We start from the raw sequence: 24,918 nt of genomic DNA on the forward strand, positions 1-24,918 counted from the left end.
AAGAACGGGATAACGAAAATTTACCGGCCAGCCGCTTGACACCTGCCATCGGCTTGTCATCATGTTAACGGCGCGCTCCTGCGCGTTGCCAAACTTCAAATTGACGAGGAAGACTGATCATGACCATCAACAAGGCTCTGCTCGCCCTGGCTCTGGGCTTCGCCCTGGCCGCGTGCACCAACCAGCAGCAGGCCGAGGATTCGGCCGCTGAAGCTGCCGAAGCCGCTGGCGAAGCCCAGCAGGCCGCTGACAACGCCGCCACCACTGGCGACGCGATGGCGACCGATGCCGCCCAGGCTTCGGCCGACGCTGCTGCCACGGCTGCCGACGCTGCTGCCACCTCGGCTGACGCCGCTTCCGCTGCCGGCACCATGGGCGATGCCGACGACGCCGCCGACGCTGCCGAACAGGCTGCCGACTCGGCCGAGCAGGCTCAGGACGCCGCCGAGGAAGCCGCTGCTTCTTCCGACGCTCCGACCAACAACGACGGCAACTAATCTGCCCGAGTTGTGCAAGCAACAGGAAAAACCGCCGGCATCGCCGGCGGTTTTTTTATGGAAAGCGCGAAGGAATTCGGCGGATGCTGTCTGACCTCGCCGCGTCTTCACGGCGTCTTACGCGCCCATGGGAATATTCCGCACGCCGGCAGCGATCCGGCGTTACCAGCCTCAACTGCCGACAGGAGACCACCATGAAATTCAAGCTCACCGCACTCGCCGCCGCCAGTCTGTTCGCGCTCGCCGCGTGCAATTCCCCCACCGCCGACCAGAAGGCCGACGAGGCCGCCGCTTCGGCCGAAGCCGCCGGCGACCAGGCCGCCGAAGCAGCCACCGCAGCGGGTGATGCCGCTGCCGCCGGCGCCGAAGCCGCCGGTGCCGCCACCGCGGCTGCCGCAGGCGCTGCCGCCGCCACCGTCGACGCCGCTGCCGATCCGGTGCAGGAAGCGTACGAAGAAGGCAAGGCCGATGCCGCCGGCGCCGTGGGCGATGCCGCCCAGGACGTGGCCGACAGCATGAAGCAAGAGCAGGCCGAAGCCGAGACGACTGCAGAGGAAGAGAAGCAGGACTGATCCGCGCCCTGCGCAGTCAGTTGAAGGGCCCGCTTCGGCGGGCCCTTTTTTTTGCGCAACGCGCGTTGCGGAGACCGACAGGCGGGGAAAACGCGCCGGGTTATGCTTCCGCCACTTTCCGACTGGGCCCGCCCATGCCCGCACTCGTCACCCAGCTCGACCCGCGCTCGCCCGAGTTCCAGGACAACGCCGCGTTCCATCGGGCGTTGGTCGACGAGCTCGATGCCCGTCTGGCGAAGGCGGCCGATGGTGGCGGGACGGCGGCCCGGGACCGGCATACCGAACGCGGCAAACTGCTCGCGCGCGACCGGATCGCCGCCCTGCTCGATCCGGGCTCTCCCTTCCTGGAGCTGAGCGCACTGGCGGCCGAGGACATGTACGACGGCGCCGCGCCGGCGGCCGGCATCGTCACCGGCATCGGCCGGGTAATGGGCCAGGAAGTGGTGGTCGTGGCCAACGATGCCACCGTCAAGGGCGGCACCTATTTCCCGATGACGGTCAAGAAGCACCTGCGTGCGCAGGAAGTCGCGCGCGAAAACCGCCTGCCCTGCGTCTACCTGGTGGATTCGGGCGGCGCCTTCCTGCCGCTGCAGGACGAGGTCTTCCCCGACAAGGAGCATTTCGGCCGGATCTTCTACAACCAGGCGCGGCTGTCGGCGGACAACATCCCCCAGATCGCGGTGGTGATGGGCAGCTGTACCGCGGGCGGTGCGTACGTGCCGGCCATGTGCGATGAATCGATCATCGTCAGGGAACAGGGCACGATCTTCCTCGGTGGCCCGCCGCTGGTGAAAGCCGCAACGGGCGAGGTGGTCGATGCCGAATCGCTGGGCGGTGCCGATGTGCACACCAGCGTGTCGGGCGTGGCCGATCATTTCGCCGAGGACGATCGTCACGCGCTGCAGATCGCGCGTGACATCGTCGGACATCTGAACCGCCGCAAGCAGCTGCCCGTCGCCACGCGCGCCTCGCGCGAGCCGCTGTACCCGGCGCAGGAGTTGTACGGCATCGTGCCGAAAGACACGCGCCGCCCGTTCGATATCCGCGAGGTGATCGCCCGGATCGTCGACGGCAGCGAGTTCGATGAGTTCAAGGCCCGCTACGGCAAGACCCTGGTGACCGGATTCGCCCATCTGCATGGCTACCCGGTCGGCATCGTGGCCAACAACGGCATCCTGTTTTCCGAGTGCGCGCTCAAGGGCGCGCACTTCATCGAGCTGTGCAACCAGCGCGGCATCCCGCTGGTCTTCCTGCAGAACATCACCGGCTTCATGGTCGGGAAGAAATACGAGAACGCGGGCATCGCCAAGGACGGGGCGAAGATGGTGACCGCGGTGGCGTGTTCGTCGGTACCCAAGTTCACCGTGGTGATCGGCGGCAGTTTCGGCGCGGGCAATTACGCCATGTGCGGTCGCGCCTATGGCGCACGCTTCCTGTGGATGTGGCCGAATGCGCGCATCAGCGTAATGGGCGGCGAGCAGGCTGCGGCGGTACTGGCGACCGTCCGGCGCGACGGGATCGAGGCCAAGGGCGGCAGCTGGACGGCCGCGGAAGAGGAAGCGTTCAAGGCGCCGATCCAGGCCCAGTACGAAACCCAGGGAAATCCTTACTACGCCACCGCCCGGCTCTGGGACGACGGCATCATCGACCCGGCCGACACGCGGCGGGTGCTGGGGTTGGCGCTCTCGGCCGCTCTCAACGCGCCGATCGAGCCTGCGCGATTCGGCGTATTCAGGATGTAATGCCGCGCCGCCGCACGCCTTCCCAGCAGCGACAAGGACTTGCAGCGACCTTTGTATGCGATCGGTGAGGCCGGTCACGGTCAAGATGTGTACGCCGCGTGATAGGCTCGGCCTCCCCTGTCGCCCTGTCTCCCGAGGAACGTTCCGCATGGCCATCTTCAACAACCAGCAGACCGCCACCAAGCCTGCCCCTTCGTTCGCTCCCGAACCCACCCCCGCCGCGCCGGTCAAGGAAGTCCAGGCCAACACCGACTTCGCGCCCGCCCAGCCCATGGTCGCGCCGCGCGCGTCCACCTCGGCCGCCAAGGAGTCGCTGATCGCCGCCGACCTGACCATCGAAGGCAAGATCGAAGGTTCCGGACACGTCCGCATCGCCGGCCGCTTCAAGGGCGACGTCAACGTGCAGGGCGACCTGACCATCGAGCAGGGCGCCAAGCTCAACGGTGGCGTGCGCGCCAACCGGGTCAACGTGGCCGGCGAGCTCGAGGGCAACATCGAATCCGCCTCGCGCGTGGAGCTGGTCGAGTCCGGCGCGATCAACGGCGACATCAAGGCCGAAACCCTGACCGTGGCCGCCGGCTCGCGCATCCGCGGCCGCGTCGAATGCGGCACCTGGAGCGACTCCTCCAAGACCTCGGTCAAGTCGAGCAGCCGCACGGATAGCGAGGCGGCGTGATCGGCGCGCGCCCGGGTACGGCAGGCGCCACGCGCGCCTGTCCGCACTGCAAGGCCACCATCCTGGAAAGTTCCGCGGTGTGCCCGGCCTGCCGCGGGCACCTGCGCTTCGACTCGGCCGCGCAAAGCCTCGGGGTGCGACCGACCAGCACATCACTGAAAGTCGAAGGTGCGATCCGTCAGCCGAGCGACGGAGCCACCACCGAGTATTCGATGCTGCTCACGATCCGCAACGAGCGCGGAGAGGAAGTCGCCCGCCAGCTCGTTGGCGTGGGCGCGCTGCGGCCGGGCGAGGAGCGGACCTTCAGCCTGACGGTGGAAACCAGCGAACCTGTCGGGATGCGGGCGAAGAAGCACTGACGATTCGTCGTGCTCGATACAGCGCCCGATCTGGGAATCCTTAGAGCTTTCACAGCATTAGGGCTAATAGAGCTTTCGCCTTGCGGCGACCTACTTTCTTTGCCGGTGCAAAGAAAGTAGGCAAAGAAAGCACCTTCCTCGACAGATCGCTCAAGGCGTCTGGGTGGCGAAGCAATTTTCGGACTCGGCCTCCTGCCTCGGTCCGAAAACGGCGGCCATCCATGGCCGCCGCCCCCCTTCGGGGTTTCCAGGTGCTGACAGCTACTGCGGGACCAGGAAAGTCAAAGGCATGGGCCATCGGCGCCACCCCGCGCCCGCACCGGACTGCCTGGATCTTTGGCCTTTGATCTACTCGACGCTGCGCATGCGACCTGCATCCGAACACCCGGAGGGCGGCCGGCATGGATGCCGGCCGTTTTCGGACCGAGCCATGGATGGCGAGTCCGAAAATGGCGGCAACACCGCACATCCCATGAGCGGTTTTGACCTCACGAGTAGGTGCTTTCTTTTGGTTACTTTTCTTTGCACCAGCAAAGAAAAGTAACTCGCCGAAAGGCGAAAGCTCTGCTCCTAAAGACGCCCCCGCCACTACGCAACCAGCGGCAACATCCATAGATCCCCCCGCCTTCGCAAGCGCAGGCTCTACACGGGAAGGACGACGTTGTTCAGAGCGCCCTAATCGTCGCAGCCGCTGCAACCACCACACCCCGCAGCAGTGGCGGAAGCCGCGGGCGCAAGCCTGCGCCCGAGGCGGCGCAGCGCCGGCGCCCGCTGCTCGCGCAGCAGCCACAGCGCCGAGGCCGTGCGCAGGCGCCGGACCGTACCCGGAAACTGCTTTCGCACCACCACCACCGCGCTGCCGATCACGGCCAGAGCGATGACGACATACTGCAAGGCAAGCGAGGACATCACCCTGCCCCCATCGCGACGGCCACCTGATAGGTGAGCAGCGACGCGAGATAGGCCAGCGCGAACAGGTAGCCCGTCGCGATCCCGACCTGTTTCCAGGAATTGGTCTCGCGGCGAATCGTCGCCAGCGTCGAGATGCACTGCGGCGCATAGATGAACCAGACCAGCAGCGACAGCGCGGTGGCCAGCGACCAGCCGTCGCTAATGATCGGCGAAAGCGCCTGTGCGGCGGCATCGTCATTGGCTGCGGACAGGGCGTAGACCGAAGCCAGCGACGAGACCGCGACTTCGCGCGCAGCCATACCCGGGATCAGGGCGATGCAGATCTGCCAGTTGAAGCCCAGCGGCGCGAATACTGCGGTCATCGCATGACCGATGCGTCCAGCGAAGCTGTAGTCGATCGCCGGGCCGACCGCACCGTCCGGTGGCGCGGGGAACGACAGCAGGAACCACAGCAGGATGGTCAGCGCCAGGATGATCCCGCCCACCCGCTTGAGAAAGATCATCGCGCGCTCGTACAGGCCGATCAGCAGATCGCGCGGATGCGGCAGCTTGTACGAGGGCAATTCGAGCAGCAGCAGGTGCTCGCCCTTGTCGCGGCGCCATTTCTTCATCACCCACGACACCAGCAGCGCGCTGAGGATGCCGGCCATGTACAGCGCGAACAGCACCAGTCCCTGCAGGTTGAGGAAACCGACTTTTTGCGGCGGGATGAACGCGCCGATCAGCAGCGCGTACACCGGCAGACGCGCCGAACACGTCATCAGCGGCGCCACCAGGATCGTCGCCAGGCGATCGCGCGGATCCTGGATCGAGCGCGTGGCCATGATTCCGGGGATCGCGCAGGCGAAGCTCGACAGCAGCGGAATGAACGAACGTCCCGACAGCCCCGCCACCGACATCATGCGATCCAGCAGGAAGGCGGCGCGCGGCAGGTAACCGGATTCCTCGAGCGCCAGGATGAAGGCGAACAGCACCAGGATCTGGGGCAGGAACACGATCACGCCGCCCAGGCCGGCGATGATGCCGTCGACCACCAGGCTGCGCAGCGGCCCGTCTGGCATGGCGTCGCCGACGGTACCGCCCAGCCACGCGGTGGCGGCTTCGATTCCGTCCATCATCGGCGTGGCCCAGGCGTAGACCGCCTGGAAGATCAGGAACATCACGACCGCCAGCGCCAGCAGGCCTGCAACCGGATGCAGCAGCCAGCGATCGAGCGCATCGTCGATGCGCGAGGTGCGGGCCGGCATCGCCACGGCCTGGGCCAGCAGCCGCCGGACCTCGGCATGCGCATCCTGGCCGGGCGCGAGCCGCGGCTTGGGGGAGTCCAGGCGCATGCCCATGGCGTCGATCCGCTCGACCAGCGCACGCGCGCCGCCATGGCGGATGGCCACGGTCTCCACCACCGGCAAGCCGAGTTCGCGCTGCAGCGCATCGACGTCGATGCGGATGCCGCGACGCTGTGCCGCATCGACCTGGTTGAGCGCCACGATCATGGGCTTGCCCAGCTCGCGCAACTCCAGCACGAAGCGCAGATGCAGACGCAGGTTGGTCGCATCGACCACGCACACCAGCAGGTCCGGCGTGGGTTCGCCCGGATAGAAGCCTCGGCAGACATCTCGCGCGATCGCCTCGTCCAGACTCGCCGGATGCAGGCTGTAGGCGCCGGGCAGGTCGAGCACCGCGTACTCGCGCCCGGATGGCGCGTGCAGGCGCCCTTCCTTGCGCTCCACCGTCACGCCGGTGTAGTTGGCGACTTTCTGGCGGCTGCCGGTGAGCAGGTTGAACAGCGCGGTCTTGCCGCTGTTCGGGTTGCCGATGAGAGCCAGGCGCAGCGCGGCCACGTCGCTCATGCGGCTGCTCCGCCGTCCCTGAGATGTATGCGCGCGGCTTCGCTGCGACGCAGGGCAAAGCGCGTGAAGCCGATCTGGACCAGCAGCGGGTCGGCACCGAACGGTCCGGTCGCCATCACTTCGACCGGCTCGCCCGCAACGAAGCCGAGCTCGCGCAAACGGCGCGCAATCGCGTCGTTAGGAGCGACGTCTTCAACCCGGTCGACGATGGCGATCATGCGGCGCGGCAGTTCGTCCAATGTCACGAACTGTTCTCAAATGGGAACAGTTCTCATTATAGACCCGAAACCGCTGCGCGGCCCGCCGAACCCGCGTTTGCCGCCCGCTATGATGCGCATTCCCCGCGACGGACCCGCCCGCCGATGAGCCAGACCCTGCAACAGGAACGCGCGTCCGGGGTCGCCCGCATCCGTCTGCACCGACCCGCACTGCACAACGCCTTCGACGCGGCGCTGATCGGCGAGCTCACCGCCGCGCTGGAAGCCATCGGGACCGATTGCGAGGTGCGCGCCGTCGTCCTGGAGGGCTCCGGCGCCTCGTTCTCGGCCGGCGCCGACCTGAACTGGATGCGCGGCATGGCCGCCGCCAGCGAGGCCGAGAATCGCGCGGACGCGCTCGCCCTCGCCCGGCTGATGCGCACGCTGGACGAATTGCCCAGACCCACCATCGCCCGCGTGCATGGAGCCGCCTTCGGCGGGGGGCTGGGGCTGGTGGCCTGCTGCGACATCGCCATCGGTGTGCCCGAGGTGCAGTTTGGCCTGACCGAATCCAGACTCGGCCTGTTGCCGGCGGTGATTTCTCCTTACGTCATCGGCGCGATCGGCGCCCGCAACGCCCGCCGTTACTTCGCCACCGGCGAGATCTTCGATGCCGCCGAAGCGCTGCGTATCGGCCTGCTGCACCAGGTGGTCGCGGCCGACCAGCTCGACGCCGCCGTGCAGCGCCAGATCGATCTGCTGCTGCGAGCCGGGCCGATCGCCAGCGCCAAAGCCAAGCAGCTGGTGCGCGAAGTGGCGGCGCACGCCGACGGCAAGCGGCACGATGCCGACAACGCCGCGCTGATCGCGCGTCTGCGGGTCTCGCCCGAAGGCCAGGAAGGTATCGGGGCGTTCCTCGACAAGCGCAAACCATCCTGGACCGATTAGGAGACCCCATGCTCGACCACCTCGGTATCTCCGTCAGCGACTATGCACGCAGCAAGCGCTTTTATACCGCTGCACTGGCGCCGCTCGGCATCGCCCTGATCATGGAGCCGGTGCCCGAGCAGGCCGACTCCGGCGCGGGCGCCTGCGGCTTCGGCACCGACCGCAAGCCGTTCTTCTGGATCGGCGCCGAGGCCACGGTCGGCCATAGTCACGTTGCGTTCGCCGTACCCGATCGCGCCACCGTGGACGCCTTTCACAAGGCCGCCATCGCCGCCGGCGCCCGCGACAACGGCGCACCGGGACTGCGCGCGCACTATCACCCGAATTATTACGGCGCATTCGTGCTGGATCCCGATGGCCACAACATCGAGGCGGTCTGCCATGCGCCGGTGTAAGCGCCTCAAGTCGATCGTCCAAAGCCGAAGGCCGGATACGTGTTCGACAAGATCCTGATCGCCAACCGCGGCGAGATCGCCTGCCGCGTGATCCGCACTGCGCGCCGCCTGGGCATCCACACGGTGGCCGTCTATTCGGAGGCCGATGCCGATGCGCAGCACGTGCGCCAGGCGGATGAAGCGCATCCGATAGGCGGGCCGCGCCCGCAGGACAGCTACCTGCGCGGCGATGCGATCATCGAGGTCGCGAAGCGGACCGGAGCGCAGGCCATCCATCCGGGCTACGGCTTCCTCAGCGAAAATGCGGACTTCGCCGATGCGGTGGCCGCAGCAGGCATCGCTTTCATCGGCCCGCCAGGCGCATCGATGCGCAAGATGGGCAGCAAGGCCGGGGCCAAGGAGCTGATGCAGGCAGCCGGCGTGCCGGTGGTGCCCGGCTACACCGGCGAGGACCAGGCGCCGGAGCGGCTGCAGCTCGAAGCCGATCGCATCGGCTATCCGCTGATGATCAAGGCCGCGTACGGCGGCGGCGGCAAGGGCATGCGCATCGTGCACAGCGCCGAGGAATTCCTGCCGAACCTGGAGAGCTGCCAGCGCGAGGCGGCCAACGCATTCGGCCGCGACCGGGTCCTGCTGGAGCGTTACATCGAATCGCCGCGCCACATCGAGATCCAGGTGTTCGCCGACACGCACGGCCATACGATCCACCTCAACGAGCGCGAGTGTTCGGCGCAGCGGCGCTACCAGAAGGTGTTCGAGGAGTCGCCCTCCCCGCTGCTCACCCCGGAGCTGCGCGCGCAGATGGGCGCGGCCGCGGTGCGCGTGGCCCGCGCGATCGACTATGCCAATGCCGGCACGGTCGAGTTCATCGTCGCGCCGGGCGGCGCCGGCTCCCAGCCGGAATTCTTCTTCATGGAGATCAATACCCGGCTCCAGGTGGAACATCCGGTGACCGAGATGGTCAGCGGGCTGGACCTGGTGGAATGGCAGCTGCGCATCGCTGCAGGCGAGGCCCTGCCCCTGGCGCAGGACGAGATCCGCCAGGATGGGCATGCGATCGAGGTGCGCCTGTACGCGGAGGATCCGGACGCCGGCTTCCTGCCCGCTTCGGGCAGGCTGGACACGCTGCGGCTGCCGCTGGCCGATGCGCACCCTTCGACAGGGCCCGGGGGCGCCGTGCGCATCGACTCGGGCGTGGTCCAGGGCGACACGGTCACGATCTTCTACGACCCGATGATCGCCAAACTGATCGTGCACGACCACGACCGCACAGCCGCACTCGCGCGCCTGCGCGATGCGCTGGCGCAGTGCAGGATCGAAGGGCCGAAGTCGAACATCGAATTCCTCGAACGGCTCGTGCGCCATCCCGCGATCGTCGAAGGCCGGATCGATACCGGCTATCTCGACCGCCATCTGGACGAATTCATCGCCGACGGCGATGCGACGGCCAGCGGCACCCTCCTGCTCGGCGCCGCCACCGCGCAGCTGCTGCATGAGGAAGGTGAGCAGCAGGCGCGCGCGCAGCTCTCCGGCGATCCCACCTCACCCTGGGCGTTCGCGGACGGCTGGCGGCTGGGCCACGCGGGCAAGCGTTCGCTCGCATTCCTGTATCGCGGCAGCGAGATCGCGCTGACCGCACATGGTGCCGATGGTACGTATGCGGTCGATGCACCCACCGGCGCCCGTGCCGTGCAAGGCGCGCGATTGGCCGATGGCTGGCTGGAAGCGCGTTTTGATGGGGTAGCGCATCGCCTGCGCGTGGATCGCGACGCGGCTGCGCTGCTCGTACACGACGGGGATCGGCGGTTACGGCTGCAACCGGTCGCGGCTTATCGCCACGCCGGGATGTCCGGTCAGGAAGCGGAGCACCGTATCCGGGCACCGATGCCCGGCCGGGTCGTGGTGGTCAGAACGAAACAGGGGGACAGCGTGCAGGCCGGCCAGGAAGTCCTCGTGCTCGAAGCGATGAAGATGGAACTGGCGCTCAAGGCGCCGCGCGACGGCGTGGTGGCAGAGGTGCGCGCGGGGGCGGGCGATTTCGTGGAAGCCGACACCGTTCTCGTCGTGCTGGAAGACGCTTGAGTCCGGCCGGGTGGAACCCATTCTCGAGACCATGAGCGCCCTCCCCGCCCAGGTCCGGATCGTCGAGGTCGGCCCGCGCGACGGCCTGCAGAACGAGAAGGCCATCGTTGCGACCGCGGCCAAGATCGAACTGATCGATCGTCTGTCCGCCACCGGCCTGCAGAGCATCGAAGCGACCAGCTTCGTCAGTCCCAAATGGGTGCCCCAGCTGGCCGATGCGGCGGAGGTGTTTGCCGGCATCACTCGCAAACCCGGCGTCGCCTATCCGGTGTTGGTGCCCAATGAACAGGGTTACGACCGGGCGCTGGCGGTCGGCGCCCGGGAAGTGGCGGTGTTTACCGCAGCCTCGGAGGCGTTCAATCGCAGGAACATCAATGCCTCCATCGACGAATCGATCGAGCGGTTCGTTCCGGTGCTGGAACGCGCACGCAACGACGGCGTGCGCGTGCGCGGCTATGTATCGACCGTTCTCGGCTGCCCCTATCAGGGCGAAGTGCCGCTGGGCGATGTCGTGCGCGTGGCCAGCCACCTGCATGCGCTGGGCTGCTACGAGGTCTCGCTCGGCGATACCATCGGCGTGGGTACACCGGCCAAGGCGCGTGCGATGCTCAGGGCCGTGGCCGCCGAGGTTCCGATGTCAGCGTTGGCGATCCACTTCCACGACACTTACGGTCAGGCGCTGGCGAACATCCTGGCCTGCCTCGAGGAAGGCGTGATCGTAGTCGACAGTGCGGTATCCGGCGTTGGAGGTTGTCCTTACGCACGGGGCGCCAGCGGCAACGTGGCGAGCGAGGATGTGGTGTACATGCTCCACGGTCTGGGCATCCGCACCGGTGTGGACCTGGACACGCTGGCCGAAACCGGCCGCTGGCTGGCTGGCCTGCTCGGGCGCGAAACCGGCAGCAAGGCCGGCAAGGCGCTGGCGGCGGCGTGACCAAGCCCAGGCCAGCATCGACGGATCCCGGACACGCCACGGCCGATCCGGCCGGCCTGCTCGGGGCGCTCCGCGGTGGCGTCGTAGACACCTCGCTGACCGCGGAAACGCGCCAGTTGCTGGCCCTCGCCGCCTCGGTCATCGAACGTGCGCACAGCGAAATCCAGGCCGAGCGCCTGCGCTACCGCGCGCTGTTCGATGCGGTGCCCGACCCGGTCAGCGTGATCGCTTTCGACGGCACCGTGCTCGATCTGAACCGAGCCGGCATGAAGGCCTACAACCGGCCGCGCGAAGAGATCGTGGGCCAGCCCATCCACGTGCTCAACCCCGACCTGCCGCGCGATCACATGCTGCCGGTGCTCGACACCCTGCGCCGCGGCGATACCTACGTGGTCGAGGTGACCAACATGCGTGCCGACGGCAGCCGCTTTCCGGTGGAAGTGCATTCGGCGAATTTCCATTACGAAGGGCGCGAAGACGTGCTGGTGGCCGTGGCGCGCGACCTCAGCCAGCGCCAGGAAGCCGAAATCCGCTACCGCGAGCTCATGGAACTGATCGACAAGGGCATCGTGATCCAGGACACCGCTGGCCGCTTCGTTTACGGCAACTCCGCCGCCCTGCGCATCCTGGGCATCGGCAACCAGGAATCGCTGGCCGAAGCGATGGGCGACGAGCACTGGCTCATCCTGCGCGAGGACGGCTCGCCGATGCCGCTGGAGGAATATCCGGCGACTCGCGCCATGACCACCGGACGCATCATCGAAAGCACGCTGATGGGGATGCAGCACCGGCAGCGGCGGCAGATGATCTGGCTCTCGGTGACCGTGGTGCCGCAGTTCGCGCCCGGGGCGAGCACGCCGCACCAGATGCTCTCGCTCTTCAGCGACGTGACGGCGATCAAGCGCGACAGCGCCATGTTCGACCGCGTGCAGGCGTTAGCGCACATCGGCGGCTGGGAGTGGGATTGCGCCAGCGACTCCCTGTATCTCACCCACGAATCGCAGCGAATCATCGGCCAGAGCGAACCGCCCGCTTCCATGCGCGAGCTTGCCGGCTGCCTGCGCAGCATCGATGGCGTGCGCCTGCAGGTGGCTGCGGAGGCAGCGCTGCAGGCAGGCTCGCACTTCGATCTCGAGCTGCAGGGCATGCGCGCCGACAAGCGCGACTTCTGGGTGCGCGCGATCGGTGAACCCATGCGCGATGGCCCGGCCACGACCCGGGTCAGCGGCACCCTGCAGGACATCACCGAACGCAAGCAGGCCGAGGAAACCCTGCGCGTGCAGGCGCGCAGCGACCCGCTGACCGGACTGATGAACCGTGATGCCGCGCTCAACGAACTCGAGGCCAGGCTCGCCGATCCGACCCAGTCGCAGGTTGCGGTGCTGTACATCGACCTGGATCGCTTCAAGGTGGTCAACGACGTGCTGGGCCACGCCGCCGGCGACCAGTTGCTGGTCGCAGCCACCGAACGCATCCGGCGTGGCGTGGGCACCGAGGGCCTGATCGCCCGCTTCGGCGGCGACGAGTTCCTGGTGATCTGCAGCTGCGGCGACGATCCGGACCGGCCGCAGCGGATCGCCGGCGAGATTCTCGGCCAGTTCGGCGAGGCCTTCCGCTTTGGCGGCGAAGAGTTCGGGATCACCGCGAGCATCGGCATCGCCTTCGCGCCGCCCACCGGCGGCAGACCGCAGCCCATGATCCAGAACGCCGACATGGCGATGTACGACAGCAAGCGCCGCGCGCGCAACGGCTTCCAGTTGTTCACTCCCGAACTGGCGCAGCTGCAGCAGGAAAAGCTGCAGTTGGAAACCCATCTGCGGCGCGCGGCCGAAGAAGACGAGTTCCAGCTCGTATTCCAGCCGCAGGTCGACCTGCGCAGCGGCCAGGTGGTCGCCGCCGAAGCGCTGATCCGCTGGAACAACCGCAAGCTCGGCGAGATGCGGCCCGACCGCTTCATCGCCCACGCCGAGAGCACCGGCGACATCGTGCGCATCGGTAGCTGGGTGCTGCACGAAGCCTGTCGCCAGGTCGCCGAATGGCGCGACGCGGGCCTGGGGATCGTGCGCGTGGCGGTGAACGTCTCCTACCGCCAGTTCACCGGCGACGACCTGCCGCGTCTGGTGCGCGAGGCGCTGGAGATGCACCGCCTGCCCGGCAGCGCGCTGGAGCTGGAGTTCACCGAGCGCGTGCTGATCGAGGACGCGCCCGACACGCTCAAGACCTTCGCCGATCTGCGTGCGCTCGGGGTGATGCTCACCATCGACGATTTCGGCGAGGGCTACAGCGCGCTCAACTACCTGCGGCGCCTGCCGATCCACGGGCTCAAGCTGAGCCAGCTGTTCGTCGAGGGCGTGCCCGGCAACCAGTCGGACGTGGCGGTGTGTCAGGCGGTGGTCGGCATCGCGCGCAGCCTCGGATTGGGCCTGGTCGCCGAAGGGGTGGAATCCGAAGCGCAGCGCCAGTTCCTGCTGCGCCTGGGGGTGCCGGTCGGACAGGGGTTCCTGTTCGCGCCCGGCCTGCCCGCGGACGAATTCGTGCGCCAACTCGAAGGTACCCATGTCCTCACCCATGCCTGAGCCCGAACGACTGCAGATCGAGCCGATCACGCAGGCCGACGATGCGCAGGTGGCCGCGATCATCCGCGCGGTCATGCCCGAATTCGGCGCGAGCGGCTGCGGGTTCGCGATCAACGACCCCGAAGTCGACTGGATGAGCCGCGCCTACGCCGGGCCGCGCAGCGCCTATTTCGTGCTCCGGCGCGACGGCCGCGTGCTCGGCGGCGGTGGCGTGGCGCCGCTGGAAGGCGGCGACTCCGACACCTGCGAGCTGCGCAAGATGTACTTCCTGCCCGAGGCGCGTGGACTGGGCGCCGGCGCGGCGATGATGGAACGCTGCCTGGAAGCGGCCCGCGCCTTCGGCTTCAGGCGCTGCTACCTGGAAACCCTGACCGGCATGGACGCCGCGATGCGCCTGTACGAGCGCAGCGGCTTCCGCCGCATCGACGGGCCGATGGGCGCCACCGGGCACGGTGGTTGCAACACCTTCTACCTGCGCGACCTGTAGGAGCGCCGCTTCGGCGCGACCGCGCCGCATGCGCGTTTCGGCCGCCACCGCTTTCGGGCCGCCGCAGCGGGCTTGGAGATGGATCAGGTCAGGGGTTGGATCGCGCAGCCTTGGATAGAGCCGTCGCGCCGAAGCGGCGCTCCTACATTAAAATCGCGGTTTCCGTCTCTGGAATCCCCGATGCAGCTTTCCGATGTGCGCGCCATCGTCACCGGCGGCGTCTCCGGCCTGGGCCTGGCGGTGGCCCAGCGCCTGGTTGCCGATGGCGGCCGGGTCGCGCTGTTCGACGTCAACGACGACAAGGGCGCGGCCGCGGTCGCGGCGCTGGGCGACGCCCATGCGCGTTACTTCCGTACCGACGTCACCGACGAGTCCGGCGTGGCGGCCAACGTCGCGGCGGCCAGAACGTTCCTGGGCGGATTGAACACCGCCGTGAACTGCGCGGGCATCCTCGGCGCAGGGCGGGTGCTGGGGCGCGATGGCGCGATGAAACTCGCCCAGTTCCAGTCCACCGTCATGGTCAACCTGGTGGGCAGCTTCAACGTCGCCAAGGCCGCGGCCGAGGCGATGCAGCACAACGATGCCGGCGAGGACGGCGAGCGCGGACTGATCGTCAATACCGCCTCGGTGGCGGCCTACGAGGGCCAGATCGGCCAGGCGGCGTATTCGGCGTCGAAGGGCGGCGTGGTCGGGATGACCCTGCCGATGGCGCGCGAACTGGCGCGCTTCGGCATCCGGGTCAACACCATCGCACCGGGCATCTTCTGGACGCCGATGGTCGACGGCATGCCCGAGGAGGTGCAGGCGTCGCTGTCGGCCTCCATCCCCTTCCCTTCGCGCCTGGGACGGCCGGAGGAATTCGCCGACCTGGTGGCGTACATCGTCGGCAACCGCTACCTCAACGGCGAAACCATCCGCCTGGACGGCGCGGTGCGGCTGGCACCGAAGTAGGTCGCGGTGACCGTAGCCTTGCGTTTGATGTTGCTGTCGCTGTGCCTGCTCGGCGTGGCGGGCGCCGCGGCGCGCAACGCCAACATCCTGGCCCTGGACGGATACAGCAGCATCGCCCTGACCCGCATGAAGACCGGGCACCTGACCTTGCAGGCGCGCATCAACGGGATTCCGGGCCGCTTCGTCCTGGACACCGGCGCAGGCCGCAGCGTGATCGAGGCATCGCGTCAGGCCAAGTTCGGGCTGGCGCGCATCGCCGACAGCACCGGCGTGGCCATCGGCGCCGGCGGCAGCCTGCCGTTGCGCATGTCCCACGGCAACCGGCTGCAGATCGGGCGCTACGTCGATTACGGCTTCACCGCCTACCTGATGCCGCTGGAGCAGGTGAACCTGGCGTTCCTGCGCCGGGGCCATGAGCGCATCGACGGCGTGATCGGCGCCGACGTGCTGCGCAGCGGCCATGCGGTGATCGACTACGCCAGCGGCACCCTGCACCTGAAGCCGAAGGCGACATCTTCCATCCCTACGAACCACGCAACGGAAACCGCGCAACGATGAAGGCTTACGACGTCAGGAAAGGCAATGTGGTCGAACACAACGGCACCGTGTACCAGGTGCGCGACATCGAGCGCAGCTCCCCGCAGGGGCGCGGCGGCAACGTCAAGTACCGCTTCACCATGTACAGCGTGCCGGGGGGCACGAAGTACGACCTGAGCGTGGGCGCCGAGGACGAGCTCAAGGAAGTCGAACTCTCGCGCCGTCAGGCGACCTTCTCCTACAAGGACGGCGACGCGTTCGTGTTCATGGACGACGAGGACTACACGCCCTACAACCTCGACGCCGATGTCGTCGGCGAGGGAGCCGGTTACATCAGCGATGGGCTCGCCGGCTGCTACGTGCAGATCATCGACGACCTGCCGGTGGCGCTGCAGCTGCCGCAAAGCGTGGTGCTGGAAGTGGTGGAAACGCCGCCGGAGCTCAAGGGCGGCACCGCGACCAAGCGCCCGAAACCGGCGAAGCTCAGCACCGGCATCGAGATCCAGGTGCCCGAATACATCGGCAACGGCGAACGGGTCTGGGTGAATACCAGCACCGGCGAGTTCGCGGGGCGGGCCGACTGAACCGCGCGCCGTCCGCAGCCGACCCGGTCGTGCTTGAGGGCTGTGGCGTCCGCCTCGAAGCCCTGACGACCGGCCACGCGCCAGAGCTGCTCGAGGCGGCCGGTGACGGCGCACTCTGGGAGCTCAACTACACCAGCGTGCCGGGGCCGGACCTCGCCTCGGTGCACGACTACATCCGGGTCGCGCTCGATGGCCAGGCCGGCGGCGGCATGTCGCCGTTCGTGGTGCGCGTGCGCGACACCGTGGTTGGCTGCACGCGCTACTACGACATCGACGCAAGCGTGCCGACCCTGGCGATCGGCTACACCTGGTACGCAGCGCGCGTGCAGCGCACCCACGTCAACAGCGCCTGCAAGCGTCTGCTGCTGGGACATGCCTTCGAAACCCTGGGCATGCGCACCGTGTATCTGCACACCAGCCATCAGAACCTGAGATCGCAGGCCGCCATCGAACGCCTTGGGGCACGCCGGGACGGCGTCATCCGCCAACACAGGAAACACAAGGACGGCAGCCTGCGCGATACCGTGGCTTATTCGATCCTCGACAGCGAATGGCCGGAGCTGCGCGCGAGGCTCGACGCGCGCCTCCTGTAGGAACGCCGCTTCGTCGCGACTGCGGTACCAAACGCCATGTCGCGCCGAAGCGGCGCTCCTACGGATCGAAGAGCTTGCCGGGATTCATCACACCGTTCGGATCCAGTACCGACTTGATCCCGCGCATCGCCGCGATCTCCGCTTCGCTGCGGGTACTGGACAGATAGGGCTTCTTGACCAGGCCGATGCCGTGCTCGGCCGAAATGCTGCCACCGTGGGCCTGCAAGCACGCAGCCAGCAGTTCGGTCACACGCCCGCATCGGGCGACGAATTCGTCCTGCTCGAGCCCCTCGGGCTTGAGCACGTTGATGTGCAGGTTGCCGTCGCCGATATGCCCGAACCAGACGACCTGAAAATCGGGGTATTCGTCCGCCAGCAAGGCCTGGGTTTCGGCCAGGAATGCGGGCATCGCCGAGATGCGCACCGACACGTCGTTCTTGTAGGGCGTGTACCGGGCCAGGCTCTCGGTGATGTCCTCGCGCAGCCGCCACAGCTGTGCGGCCTGGGCACCACTCTGGCTGATCACGCCGTCGCTCACCAACCCCCGCTCCATGCATTGCTCGAACGCCGCCAGCGCCTCGCCTTCCTCGGCCTCGCCGCTGGCGAATTCGGTGACGACGTAGAACGGATGGGTCTCGGCGAAAGGCGGTTGCGCGCCGTGCGCCAGCACATGGCCCAGGGCGCGGTCGGTGAAGAATTCGAAGGCCTGCAGCTGCAGGCGCAGGCGGAATGCATCGAACACCTGCATCAGCGCTTCGAACGACGGCAGCGCCAGCAGCATCACGTTGCTCGGCGGTGCCGGATCGGTGAGCCGGAGCGTGGCTTCGACCACGATGCCGAGGGTGCCTTCGGATGCGATCGCGAGATGCCGCAGGTCGTAGCCGCTGGAGTTCTTGACCAGGCCGCGATTGAGGTCGAGCACATCGCCATGACCGGTGACGAGCTTGAGGCCGGCGATCCACTCGCGGGTGTTGCCGTAGCGAAGCACGCGGATGCCGCCGGCATTGGTCGCGATGTTGCCGCCGATGCTGCACGAGCCGCGCGACGCGAAGTCGACCGGATACTGCAGACCCTGCGCGCGCGCCGCGTCCTGCACCGTCTGCAGGGCAATCCCAGCCTGCACGGTGAGCGTGCGATCGATCGCGTCGAAGCCCAGCACCTTGTTCATCCGATCCAGGCTGACGACGAGTTCGCCATTGGCCGCCACGGCGCCGCCGGACAGCCCGGTGCGGCCGCCGGACGGCACCAGCCCCACGCGGTGTGCGTTCGCCCAGCGCACGATCTGCTGGACTTCGGCGACCGTGCCCGGCAGCGCGATCGCCAGCGGTGCCGGGGTCCAGCGCCGGGTCCAGTCGCGACCGTAGTGCTCGAGGTCGGCCGGATCGGTTTTCAGGCTCAGGCCTGGGACCGCTTGACGCAGGGACTCGAGGCGAGGATCGGGCATGTGGGAGTGTCGGCCGCGTGGCTCGGCCCTACGCGGCCGACAATGCGATGGATGCGGTGCTGCTGCGGCGCCGGGGGCGTAGCCCCGGCCTCAAGGCGCAGGGTGCCAGCCGGCCCCCTTTCCGTCCAGTGCGGCAGCGCAGCAAAAACGTTCCCGAACTGGCACACTCGACATCCGCCTCCAGTTACCCCGATGAAGAAGACTTCCTACCCCAAGCAGGACATCAAGGTTGTATTGCTCGAAGGCATCAGCCCCAGCGCGGTCGAGACCTTCCGCGCCGCCGGCTACACCCGGATCGAGCAGCACCCCAAATCGCTGCCCGAAGAGGCGCTGCGTCGGGCCGTGGCCGACGCGCACTTCATCGGCATCCGCTCGCGCACCCACCTGAGTGCCGAGGTGCTGGCCGACGCCCGGCGACTGCTGGCGGTCGGCTGCTTCTGCATCGGCACCAATCAGGTCGACCTGGAAGCTGCCGAACTGGCCGGCATCCCGGTCTTCAACGCGCCCTATTCCAATACCCGCAGCGTGGCCGAACTGGTGCTGGCCGAGGCGATCATGCTGCTGCGCGGGATCCCGCAGAAGTCGGCGCAATGCCACCGCGGCGGCTGGAGCAAGTCGGCCGAAGGCAGCCACGAAGCGCGCGGCAAGACCCTGGGCATCGTCGGCTATGGCCATATCGGCACCCAGGTCGGCGTGCTGGCCGAAGCGCTTGGCATGCAGGTGCTGTTCCACGATATCGAGACCAAGCTGTCGCTGGGCAACGCACGGCCGTCGCTGGATCTCGACGATCTGCTGGACAGGTCGGACGTGGTGACCCTGCACGTGCCCGAGACCCCGGCGACGAAGTGGATGATCGGTGCGGCGCAGATCGCACGGATGAAGCCCGGCGCGCACCTGATCAATGCCTCGCGCGGCACCGTGGTCGACATCGATGCATTGGCCGCGGCGTTGCGCACGGGACACCTGGCCGGCGCCGCGGTGGATGTGTTCCCGGTCGAGCCCAAGGGCAACGACGATGCTCTGGAATCCCCTTTGCTCGGCATCGACAACGTCATCCTCACCCCGCACGTCGGCGGCAGCACGCTCGAGGCGCAGGACAACATCGGCATCGAGGTCGCGGCCAAACTGGTGCGCTACAGCGATAACGGCAGCACGCTGTCGGCGGTGAACTTCCCGGAAGTCACCCTGCCCGAGCATGCCGGCAGCCATCGCCTGCTGCACATCCACCGCAACGTGCCGGGCGTGCTGTCGCGGATCAACGAAATCTTCGGCCAGCGCGGCATCAACATCGACGGCCAGTTCCTGCGTACCGACGCCAACGTCGGCTACGTGGTGATCGACGTGAGCGCCGACGACGCCCAGGCCGCCGAGCTGCGCGCGGACCTGGCGGCGATTCCCGGAACGCTGCGCACGCGGGTGTTGTACTGAATGACACCGCGCAGTGGGAGCGATCGTGGGAGCGGCCTTGGCCGCGAATGCTTTTTCTTCCCCGACCACAGGCCAGGCGGAAGGCAATCGCGAGCAAGCTCGCTCCCACGGGGCAATCGCGAGCAGGCCCGCTCCTACGGGGCGTAACCCAGACGCACGAGGAGCAATGACGCGATGAGCCGAACGTCCACCGCCTTCCTGTTCGATCTGGACGGCACCCTGGTCGACAGCGTGTACCAGCACGTGCTGGCCTGGAAAGAGGCGCTGGATCGCGAAGGCGTGCCGCTGTCGGTCTGGCGCATCCACCGCAAGATCGGCATGAGCGGCGGCCTGTTCACCAACATCCTGCTGCGCGAGACCGGCATGGAGGTCACGCCCGAGCGACTCGAACGCCTGCGCCGCTCGCACGCACAGGCCTACGTCCGCCTGTCGGAAGGCGGCGCGGTGCAACCGTTGCCCGGAGCGCGCGAACTGCTGGCCTTCCTGACGGCCCAGGGCATGCCGTGGGCCATCGCCACCAGCGGACGGATGGAGACCGCGCGCCACAACCTGGAGGCGCTGGGCGTGGATCCGGCGCAGGTGCCGGTGATCACCCGCGACCTGGTGCGCCATGCCAAGCCGGATCCGGACCTGTTCGAGGCTGCCGCCGCACGGCTCGGCGTGGACATCGAGCGGTCGCTGGTGATCGGCGACAGCATCTGGGACATGCTCGCCGCGCAGCGCGCGCGGGCGCTCGGCGTCGGCCTGCTGTCGGGCGGCTATGGGCGCGAGGAACTCGAACGCTCCGGTGCGTTCCGCGTCTACGACGATCCTGCCGACCTGCTGCGCCATATCGATGAAGTCGCGGCGCGCAGCTGATCCCATTGGTATCGGAGCATCGCTTCGGCGCCCCTACAACCTCAGCCATTTGCGGGCCATGCGCCGCAGCGACGGGTCCAGCGTTGCGTCGCCGGCGACCGCGCCGATGTCGCGCCAGGCGAGCGCATGCGATTCGTCGCTGACCCGGAACTCATCGCCGGCGGTCGCACGCACCACGTAACGCACGTCGTAATGCCAATGTCCCGGCACGCCCTTGTGCTCGGGAATCCAGTGCCGGTCGAGATCGAAGATGTCGCCTTCTGGCACCAGGCCGCTCAGACCGGATTCCTCCTGCGCTTCCTTGAGCGCCACCGCGCGCAGATCGCGCTCACCGTCGGCATGGCCGCCCAGCTGCAGCCAGCGATCCAGCTTGCGGTGGTGGGTCAACAGCACTCGGGAACACGTGCGGTCCAGCAGCCAGCTCGATGCGGTGAAATGCCCCTCCAGGCGTGCGCGTGCGTATGGATCCGGTCCCTGCCGCCCTTCACGCCATAGCTCGGCGAATAGCGCCACCTGGTCCGACTCCTCCGGCCAGCGCCGCAGGTAGGCGTCCAGCGCCTTCCCGAACCCCGCATCCGAATCCACCGCTTGGAACATGCTCCGTCGCATCTGTGGCTGAAGAACCTGAATTATCGCCCAGGGTACCGATGCCGCTTGTGCCCGGCTCGGCCCGCGGGGTAAGGTCGCGCGGTTCACATGGCCCTAACGAAGGCCGTCCGTCATTGCCTTGGGAGAGAGCGATGCTGTTTGAGCGAAAGAAGCCGCTAGACCTGATTCTCGAGACCGCGCAGAAGCGCTCGCTGACCCGCCAGCTTGGTGCGTTCGACCTGACCATGCTGGGCATCGGCGCGGTGATCGGCACCGGCATCTTCGTGCTCACCGCGGTCGCAGCGAACAAGGCCGGTCCGGGCATGATGTTTTCCTTCGTCATCGCCGGCATCGTGTGTGCGCTGACCGCACTGATCTACTCCGAGATCGCGGCGATGGTGCCCGTCTCCGGCTCCGCGTACACGTATTCCTACGCGGTCCTGGGTGAGGTGATCGCCTGGATGGTGGGCTGGGCCCTGATCCTTGAATATGCGGTCGCCGCGGGCGCGGTCTCGGTCGGATGGTCCGGTTACGCGAACGGATTCCTGCATGCGCATGGCATCGGATTGCCGGTGGCGCTCACCGCCGGGCCATACGACACGATCACCATGCCCGACGGCACCACCGCGCAGGGCAGCTTCAACCTGATCGCCTTCCTGCTGGCGCTGCTGGTGACCTGGCTGCTGGCGATCGGCACATCCAAGTCGGCCAAGGTCACGGCGGTGCTGGTGCTGATCAAGATCGCCGCGCTGTCGGCCTTCGTCATCCTGGCGTTCCCGTCGGTGGACAACGCCAACTTCGTCCCGCTGCTGCCCAACGGCTGGGGTACGCCGATGTCGGGCGTGGGCGTGCTGGGCGCTGCGGCTTCGATCTTCTTCGCCTACGTGGGCTTCGACGCCGTGTCGACCGCGGCCGAGGAAACCCGGAACCCGAACCGCAACATCCCGATCGGCCTGATCGGTTCGCTGGCGATCTGCACCATCTTCTACCTGCTGGTGGCCTATACCGCGGTCGGTGCCATGGGCGCGCAGCCGGGCGGCACCCTGTCGCAGTCCAAGGAACCGCTGGCCTTCGTGCTGCGCGAGATCGGCTGGCCGCGGATCGGCGACCTGGTGGCAGGCGCGGCGATCCTTGCCCTGCCCTCGGTGGTGCTGATGATGATGTTCGGCCAGACCCGCATCCTGTTCACGATGTCGCGCGACGGGCTGCTGCCGGAAAAGCTGTCCACCGTGCATCCCAAGTACCACACTCCGTTCGTGGTGACCTGGCTCACCGGCATCTTCGTGGCGCTGTTCGCGGCGCTGTTCCCGGTCGGTGCGCTGGCCGACATCTCCAATTCGGGCACCCTGTTCGCGTTCTTCATGGTCGCCGCCGGCGTCATGATCCTGCGCCGCGTCGATCCGGGCCGGGTGCGCCCGTTCCGCACCCCGTTGATCTGGATCGTCGGTCCGCTGGCCATGGGCGGCTGCCTGCTGCTGTTCTTCAGCCTGGGCTGGTACACGATCAAGCTGTTCCTGATCTGGGCGGCGATCGGACTGGTGGTCTACTTCCTGTATGCCCGCCGTCGCAGCCACCTGGCCCCGGGCAACGAGGCCTTGCTGCACGCGCACGCCAACGATCCCAAGCTCGAACCGGACCCGCTGGTGCAGGAAGGCCCGAACGCCGGCCCCTGACGCACAACGCGTGAAATCCCGGGCAAACATCGAAACGGCCGGCGCCATGCCGGCCGTTTCCTTTTGTCGGAAGCCGTGCCGATGACGACCGGGCCTAAAAAGATCGGCCCGCTGCTGGCGACCTTCGTGGTGGCCAACAACATGATCGGCTCAGGATTCTTCCTGCTGCCGGCCACGCTTGCCCGTTCCGGGGGCGTGACCCTGCTGGCCTGGCTGCTGGGAACGGTCCTGGCGGTCGCCCTGGGCGCCGCATTCGCGCGGCTGGCGCGCGACTATCCGAACCTGACCTCGCCCGACGACTACATACGGCCGGCGCTCGGGCGCGATATCGGCTTCCTCGCCACCACCCTGTACTGGCTCGCATCCTGGGCCGGCAATAACGCCATCGCGGTCGCCGCGTTCGGCTATCTCGCCATCCTGCTGCCGTTCGGCGACGACCAGGGCATGCGCCTGCTCGGCCAGGTGGTGCTGATCTGGCTGATGTTCGCGATCAACCTGATGGGGCCGCGGCCAATCGCGCGTTTCCAGTCGCTGTGCGTGGTGCTCGGCCTGCTGCCGGTGGCGGCGATCATGACCGCAGGCTGGGGGCATTTCGACTTCGACCTGTACCGCTCGGCCTGGAACGTGACCGGCAAGCCCGATGCCGCTGTCGTGCTCACTTCGCTGTCGCCGGTGTTCTGGGCGTTCGTCGGCCTGGAAACCGGAGCGATGGTCGCCGGCGTGGTCCGCGACCCCGACCGCAATGTGCCGCGGGCGACCATCGGCGGGATCGTGCTCGCCGGCGTGGTCTACCTGTTTTCCTCGGTGCTGATGATGGGGATCGTGCCGGCCGAGCAACTGGCGGCCTCGGGCGCGCCGTTCGCGCTGGTGGCAGGCGAAATGTTCGGCCCCTGGGCGATCCCGGTGATCGCGCTCGCCGCGGGCCTCAAGGCCACCGGCACCCTGGGCGGATGGATGCAGGTCAGCGGCGAATCCGGGGCGCGCGCCGCGCACCGCGGCTTCCTTCCCGCCATCTTCGGACGCATGCGCGCCAATGGTTCGGCCGCCTGGGGACTGTTCTTCGTCTGCCTGGCCATGACCGTGATCGCGGCGCTCACGCTCACGCCGGATGTGGCGTCGCAGTTCGAGGTGATCGTCAACATGGTGGTGACGTTGATCGTGATGGCCTATATCGCCGCCGGCCTGAGCCTGCTGCTCGGCACGCCGGCCAAGCCATCGGGCCGGCGAGAAAAGCTGTTGGGCCTGGCTGCGCTGGTGGCCTGCGGGCTGCTGGTGGTGTCGGCGCCGGTGAAGATCCTGATCGGCTCGCTGGTGGTCGCGGCGCTGGTCTGGGTGGCATGGCGCGCGTTCGCGTCGCATCCGCCGGCACAGCGCTAGACTTCGCACCATGAGCGATGCCCTGCCCTACGACCACCACCGCCTGTGCGAGCTTGCCGGCGAGATCATCGTCAACGTGCGCGAACTGTCCGCGCGCGGCTGGACGCCCGCCACCAGCAGCAATTTCTCGCACCGGCTCGACGATCGCCACGCCGCGATCACCGTCTCCGGCCGCGACAAGGGCAGGCTGCGCGAGGCGGACATCATGGTGGTGGACTTCGACGGCAATGCCGTCGGCAGCGACCACCGGCCGTCGGCGGAAACCCTGCTGCACACCCAGCTGTACCGGCGCTTTCCCGAGATCGGCTGCGTGCTGCACACGCACTCGCATGCCCAGACGGTGGCCTCGCGTCTGTACGCCGGCCAGGGACACGTGCGGCTGGAAGGCTACGAGCTGCTGAAGGCCTTCCACGGCAACGATACGCACGAAGCCGAAATCCAGATCCCTGTGTTCGCCAATACCCAGGACATGCATACGCTCGCGGCGCAGGTCGATGCGCTGCTCGACCGGCAATGCATGTGGGGCTATCTGATCGACGGCCACGGCCTGTACGCCTGGGGCCGGGACATGGCCGAGGCGCGACGCCACCTGGAGGCATTCGAGTTCCTGCTGGAGTGCGAACTCGACCTGCGCCGGCTACGCGCGCACTGACCGGTG

General features: G+C 67.7%; 25 protein-coding genes. 20 read left to right on the top strand and 5 right to left on the bottom strand.

From position 1 onward, the window contains the following. Positions 1 to 119: 119 nt before the first annotated feature. The 5 genes from MC380_RS09570 (at position 120) to MC380_RS09590 (ending at position 3,846) form a co-directional block, all read left to right on the top strand. Positions 120 to 497: a hypothetical protein gene (locus MC380_RS09570; RefSeq protein WP_242103513.1), complete on the top strand. Its 378-nt coding sequence runs from the start codon at positions 120 to 122 to the stop codon at positions 495 to 497. Between the two features lie 194 nt (positions 498 to 691). Beyond that, positions 692 to 1,069: a hypothetical protein gene (locus tag MC380_RS09575; RefSeq protein WP_242103512.1), complete on the top strand. Its 378-nt coding sequence runs from the start codon at positions 692 to 694 to the stop codon at positions 1,067 to 1,069. Positions 1,070 to 1,203: 134 nt separating this feature from the next. Next, positions 1,204 to 2,811, top strand: coding sequence for a carboxyl transferase domain-containing protein (locus tag MC380_RS09580; RefSeq protein ID WP_242164443.1), 1,608 nt, complete (start codon positions 1,204 to 1,206; stop codon positions 2,809 to 2,811). A gap of 148 nt (positions 2,812 to 2,959) precedes the next feature. Continuing rightward, complete coding sequence (locus tag MC380_RS09585) at positions 2,960 to 3,487, top strand: polymer-forming cytoskeletal protein (RefSeq protein WP_242164444.1); 528 nt, start codon at positions 2,960 to 2,962, stop codon at positions 3,485 to 3,487. Further along, on the top strand, positions 3,484 to 3,846 hold the full coding sequence (locus MC380_RS09590) for a hypothetical protein (protein ID WP_242103510.1): 363 nt from the start codon (positions 3,484 to 3,486) through the stop codon (positions 3,844 to 3,846). Before MC380_RS09585 ends, MC380_RS09590 begins: the two co-directional genes overlap by 4 nt. A 675-nt stretch (positions 3,847 to 4,521) precedes the next feature. Here the strand turns inward: MC380_RS09590 and MC380_RS09595 are convergent. From MC380_RS09595 to MC380_RS09605, 3 genes are read right to left on the bottom strand one after another with little or no spacing between them, the layout of a single operon-like run. Then, the gene (locus MC380_RS09595; protein WP_242164446.1) at positions 4,522 to 4,758 is read right to left on the bottom strand and encodes a DUF6587 family protein; all 237 of its coding nucleotides are present in this window, start codon (positions 4,756 to 4,758) and stop codon (positions 4,522 to 4,524) included. After that, the gene (locus MC380_RS09600; protein ID WP_242164448.1) at positions 4,755 to 6,608 is read right to left on the bottom strand and encodes a ferrous iron transporter B; all 1,854 of its coding nucleotides are present in this window, start codon (positions 6,606 to 6,608) and stop codon (positions 4,755 to 4,757) included. The genes MC380_RS09595 and MC380_RS09600 overlap by 4 nt, the downstream gene beginning before the upstream one ends. After that, a complete protein-coding gene (locus MC380_RS09605; protein WP_242103507.1) occupies positions 6,605 to 6,853 on the bottom strand; it encodes a FeoA domain-containing protein in 249 nt (82 codons plus the stop codon). The genes MC380_RS09600 and MC380_RS09605 overlap by 4 nt, the downstream gene beginning before the upstream one ends. Before the next feature lie 117 nt (positions 6,854 to 6,970). Here MC380_RS09605 and MC380_RS09610 point away from each other — a divergent pair, with 117 nt between their 5' ends. The 10 genes from MC380_RS09610 to MC380_RS09655 all read left to right on the top strand — a co-directional run bounded on the left by MC380_RS09610 (position 6,971) and on the right by MC380_RS09655 (position 16,892). Beyond that, positions 6,971 to 7,753, top strand: coding sequence for an enoyl-CoA hydratase-related protein (locus tag MC380_RS09610; protein WP_242164450.1), 783 nt, complete (start codon positions 6,971 to 6,973; stop codon positions 7,751 to 7,753). Positions 7,754 to 7,761: 8 nt separating this feature from the next. After that, a complete protein-coding gene (locus MC380_RS09615) occupies positions 7,762 to 8,148 on the top strand; it encodes a VOC family protein (protein WP_242164452.1) in 387 nt (128 codons plus the stop codon). Positions 8,149 to 8,187: 39 nt separating this feature from the next. Beyond that, the gene (locus MC380_RS09620) at positions 8,188 to 10,230 is read left to right on the top strand and encodes a biotin carboxylase N-terminal domain-containing protein (RefSeq protein ID WP_242103504.1); all 2,043 of its coding nucleotides are present in this window, start codon (positions 8,188 to 8,190) and stop codon (positions 10,228 to 10,230) included. 31 nt (positions 10,231 to 10,261) lie between these two features. Beyond that, entirely contained in the window at positions 10,262 to 11,164 is a 903-nt protein-coding gene (locus tag MC380_RS09625; protein ID WP_242164454.1) for a hydroxymethylglutaryl-CoA lyase, read from the top strand. Next, positions 11,161 to 13,740, top strand: a complete 2,580-nt coding sequence (locus tag MC380_RS09630) for an EAL domain-containing protein (RefSeq protein ID WP_242164456.1) — start codon at positions 11,161 to 11,163, stop codon at positions 13,738 to 13,740. Before MC380_RS09625 ends, MC380_RS09630 begins: the two co-directional genes overlap by 4 nt. After that, complete coding sequence (locus MC380_RS09635) at positions 13,721 to 14,227, top strand: GNAT family N-acetyltransferase (protein ID WP_242164458.1); 507 nt, start codon at positions 13,721 to 13,723, stop codon at positions 14,225 to 14,227. Before MC380_RS09630 ends, MC380_RS09635 begins: the two co-directional genes overlap by 20 nt. 180 nt (positions 14,228 to 14,407) lie before the next feature. Next, positions 14,408 to 15,178 carry an SDR family NAD(P)-dependent oxidoreductase gene (locus MC380_RS09640; protein WP_242164461.1) on the top strand — a complete coding sequence of 257 codons (771 nt, stop codon included), beginning with the start codon at positions 14,408 to 14,410 and terminating at the stop codon, positions 15,176 to 15,178. Positions 15,179 to 15,184: 6 nt separating this feature from the next. Further along, a complete protein-coding gene (locus MC380_RS09645; protein WP_242164462.1) occupies positions 15,185 to 15,736 on the top strand; it encodes a retropepsin-like aspartic protease in 552 nt (183 codons plus the stop codon). Beyond that, entirely contained in the window at positions 15,733 to 16,299 is a 567-nt protein-coding gene (gene yeiP / locus MC380_RS09650) for an elongation factor P-like protein YeiP (protein ID WP_242103498.1), read from the top strand. The genes MC380_RS09645 and yeiP overlap by 4 nt, the downstream gene beginning before the upstream one ends. Positions 16,300 to 16,361: 62 nt before the next feature. Then, entirely contained in the window at positions 16,362 to 16,892 is a 531-nt protein-coding gene (locus MC380_RS09655; RefSeq protein ID WP_242103769.1) for a GNAT family protein, read from the top strand. 58 nt (positions 16,893 to 16,950) lie between these two features. Here the strand turns inward: MC380_RS09655 and MC380_RS09660 are convergent, their stop codons facing one another. Beyond that, a complete protein-coding gene (locus MC380_RS09660) occupies positions 16,951 to 18,336 on the bottom strand; it encodes an FAD-binding oxidoreductase (RefSeq protein WP_242103497.1) in 1,386 nt (461 codons plus the stop codon). A 192-nt stretch (positions 18,337 to 18,528) separates the two neighbouring features. Here MC380_RS09660 and serA point away from each other — a divergent pair, with 192 nt between their 5' ends. Together serA and MC380_RS09670 are read left to right on the top strand one after the other, a co-directional pair. Then, positions 18,529 to 19,764 (top strand): phosphoglycerate dehydrogenase, encoded by a 1,236-nt coding sequence (serA, locus tag MC380_RS09665; RefSeq protein ID WP_242103496.1) that lies wholly within the window; start codon positions 18,529 to 18,531, stop codon positions 19,762 to 19,764. A gap of 174 nt (positions 19,765 to 19,938) precedes the next feature. Next, the gene (locus MC380_RS09670; protein ID WP_242103495.1) at positions 19,939 to 20,622 is read left to right on the top strand and encodes an HAD family hydrolase; all 684 of its coding nucleotides are present in this window, start codon (positions 19,939 to 19,941) and stop codon (positions 20,620 to 20,622) included. 33 nt (positions 20,623 to 20,655) lie between these two features. Here MC380_RS09670 and MC380_RS09675 read toward each other — a convergent pair whose 3' ends face one another. Then, positions 20,656 to 21,219 carry an NUDIX hydrolase gene (locus MC380_RS09675; protein WP_242103494.1) on the bottom strand — a complete coding sequence of 188 codons (564 nt, stop codon included), beginning with the start codon at positions 21,217 to 21,219 and terminating at the stop codon, positions 20,656 to 20,658. A 143-nt stretch (positions 21,220 to 21,362) separates the two neighbouring features. Between MC380_RS09675 and MC380_RS09680 the strand changes: the two genes are divergently transcribed. The 3 genes from MC380_RS09680 to MC380_RS09690 all read left to right on the top strand — a co-directional run bounded on the left by MC380_RS09680 (position 21,363) and on the right by MC380_RS09690 (position 24,912). Continuing rightward, positions 21,363 to 22,883, top strand: a complete 1,521-nt coding sequence (locus tag MC380_RS09680; RefSeq protein WP_242164464.1) for an amino acid permease — start codon at positions 21,363 to 21,365, stop codon at positions 22,881 to 22,883. Positions 22,884 to 22,964: 81 nt separating this feature from the next. Continuing rightward, on the top strand, positions 22,965 to 24,260 hold the full coding sequence (locus MC380_RS09685) for an amino acid permease (RefSeq protein ID WP_242103492.1): 1,296 nt from the start codon (positions 22,965 to 22,967) through the stop codon (positions 24,258 to 24,260). Between the two features lie 10 nt (positions 24,261 to 24,270). After that, positions 24,271 to 24,912 (top strand): methylthioribulose 1-phosphate dehydratase, encoded by a 642-nt coding sequence (locus tag MC380_RS09690; protein ID WP_242164466.1) that lies wholly within the window; start codon positions 24,271 to 24,273, stop codon positions 24,910 to 24,912. Positions 24,913 to 24,918 lie beyond the last annotated feature (6 nt).

Origin of the sequence: Lysobacter sp. M15 (genome assembly GCF_022662515.1) — a bacterium.
Taxonomy (GTDB): Bacteria; Pseudomonadota; Gammaproteobacteria; order Xanthomonadales; family Xanthomonadaceae; genus JAKPBU01.

Bases quoted from the DNA above. Each gene is read 5' to 3' on its own strand.
- MC380_RS09570 (WP_242103513.1), top strand. From the start codon at position 120: ATGACCATCAACAAGGCTCTGCTCGCCCTGGCTCTGGGCTTCGCCCTG.
- MC380_RS09575 (WP_242103512.1), top strand. From the start codon at position 692: ATGAAATTCAAGCTCACCGCACTCGCCGCCGCCAGTCTGTTCGCGCTC.
- MC380_RS09580 (WP_242164443.1), top strand. From the start codon at position 1,204: ATGCCCGCACTCGTCACCCAGCTCGACCCGCGCTCGCCCGAGTTCCAG.
- MC380_RS09585 (WP_242164444.1), top strand. From the start codon at position 2,960: ATGGCCATCTTCAACAACCAGCAGACCGCCACCAAGCCTGCCCCTTCG.
- MC380_RS09600 (WP_242164448.1), bottom strand. From the start codon at position 6,608: ATGAGCGACGTGGCCGCGCTGCGCCTGGCTCTCATCGGCAACCCGAAC.
- MC380_RS09610 (WP_242164450.1), top strand. From the start codon at position 6,971: ATGAGCCAGACCCTGCAACAGGAACGCGCGTCCGGGGTCGCCCGCATC.
- MC380_RS09615 (WP_242164452.1), top strand. From the start codon at position 7,762: ATGCTCGACCACCTCGGTATCTCCGTCAGCGACTATGCACGCAGCAAG.
- MC380_RS09625 (WP_242164454.1), top strand. From the start codon at position 10,262: ATGAGCGCCCTCCCCGCCCAGGTCCGGATCGTCGAGGTCGGCCCGCGC.
- MC380_RS09635 (WP_242164458.1), top strand. From the start codon at position 13,721: ATGTCCTCACCCATGCCTGAGCCCGAACGACTGCAGATCGAGCCGATC.
- MC380_RS09640 (WP_242164461.1), top strand. From the start codon at position 14,408: ATGCAGCTTTCCGATGTGCGCGCCATCGTCACCGGCGGCGTCTCCGGC.
- yeiP (WP_242103498.1), top strand. From the start codon at position 15,733: ATGAAGGCTTACGACGTCAGGAAAGGCAATGTGGTCGAACACAACGGC.
- MC380_RS09660 (WP_242103497.1), bottom strand. From the start codon at position 18,336: ATGCCCGATCCTCGCCTCGAGTCCCTGCGTCAAGCGGTCCCAGGCCTG.
- serA (WP_242103496.1), top strand. From the start codon at position 18,529: ATGAAGAAGACTTCCTACCCCAAGCAGGACATCAAGGTTGTATTGCTC.
- MC380_RS09670 (WP_242103495.1), top strand. From the start codon at position 19,939: ATGAGCCGAACGTCCACCGCCTTCCTGTTCGATCTGGACGGCACCCTG.
- MC380_RS09675 (WP_242103494.1), bottom strand. From the start codon at position 21,219: ATGTTCCAAGCGGTGGATTCGGATGCGGGGTTCGGGAAGGCGCTGGAC.
- MC380_RS09680 (WP_242164464.1), top strand. From the start codon at position 21,363: ATGCTGTTTGAGCGAAAGAAGCCGCTAGACCTGATTCTCGAGACCGCG.
- MC380_RS09685 (WP_242103492.1), top strand. From the start codon at position 22,965: ATGACGACCGGGCCTAAAAAGATCGGCCCGCTGCTGGCGACCTTCGTG.
- MC380_RS09690 (WP_242164466.1), top strand. From the start codon at position 24,271: ATGAGCGATGCCCTGCCCTACGACCACCACCGCCTGTGCGAGCTTGCC.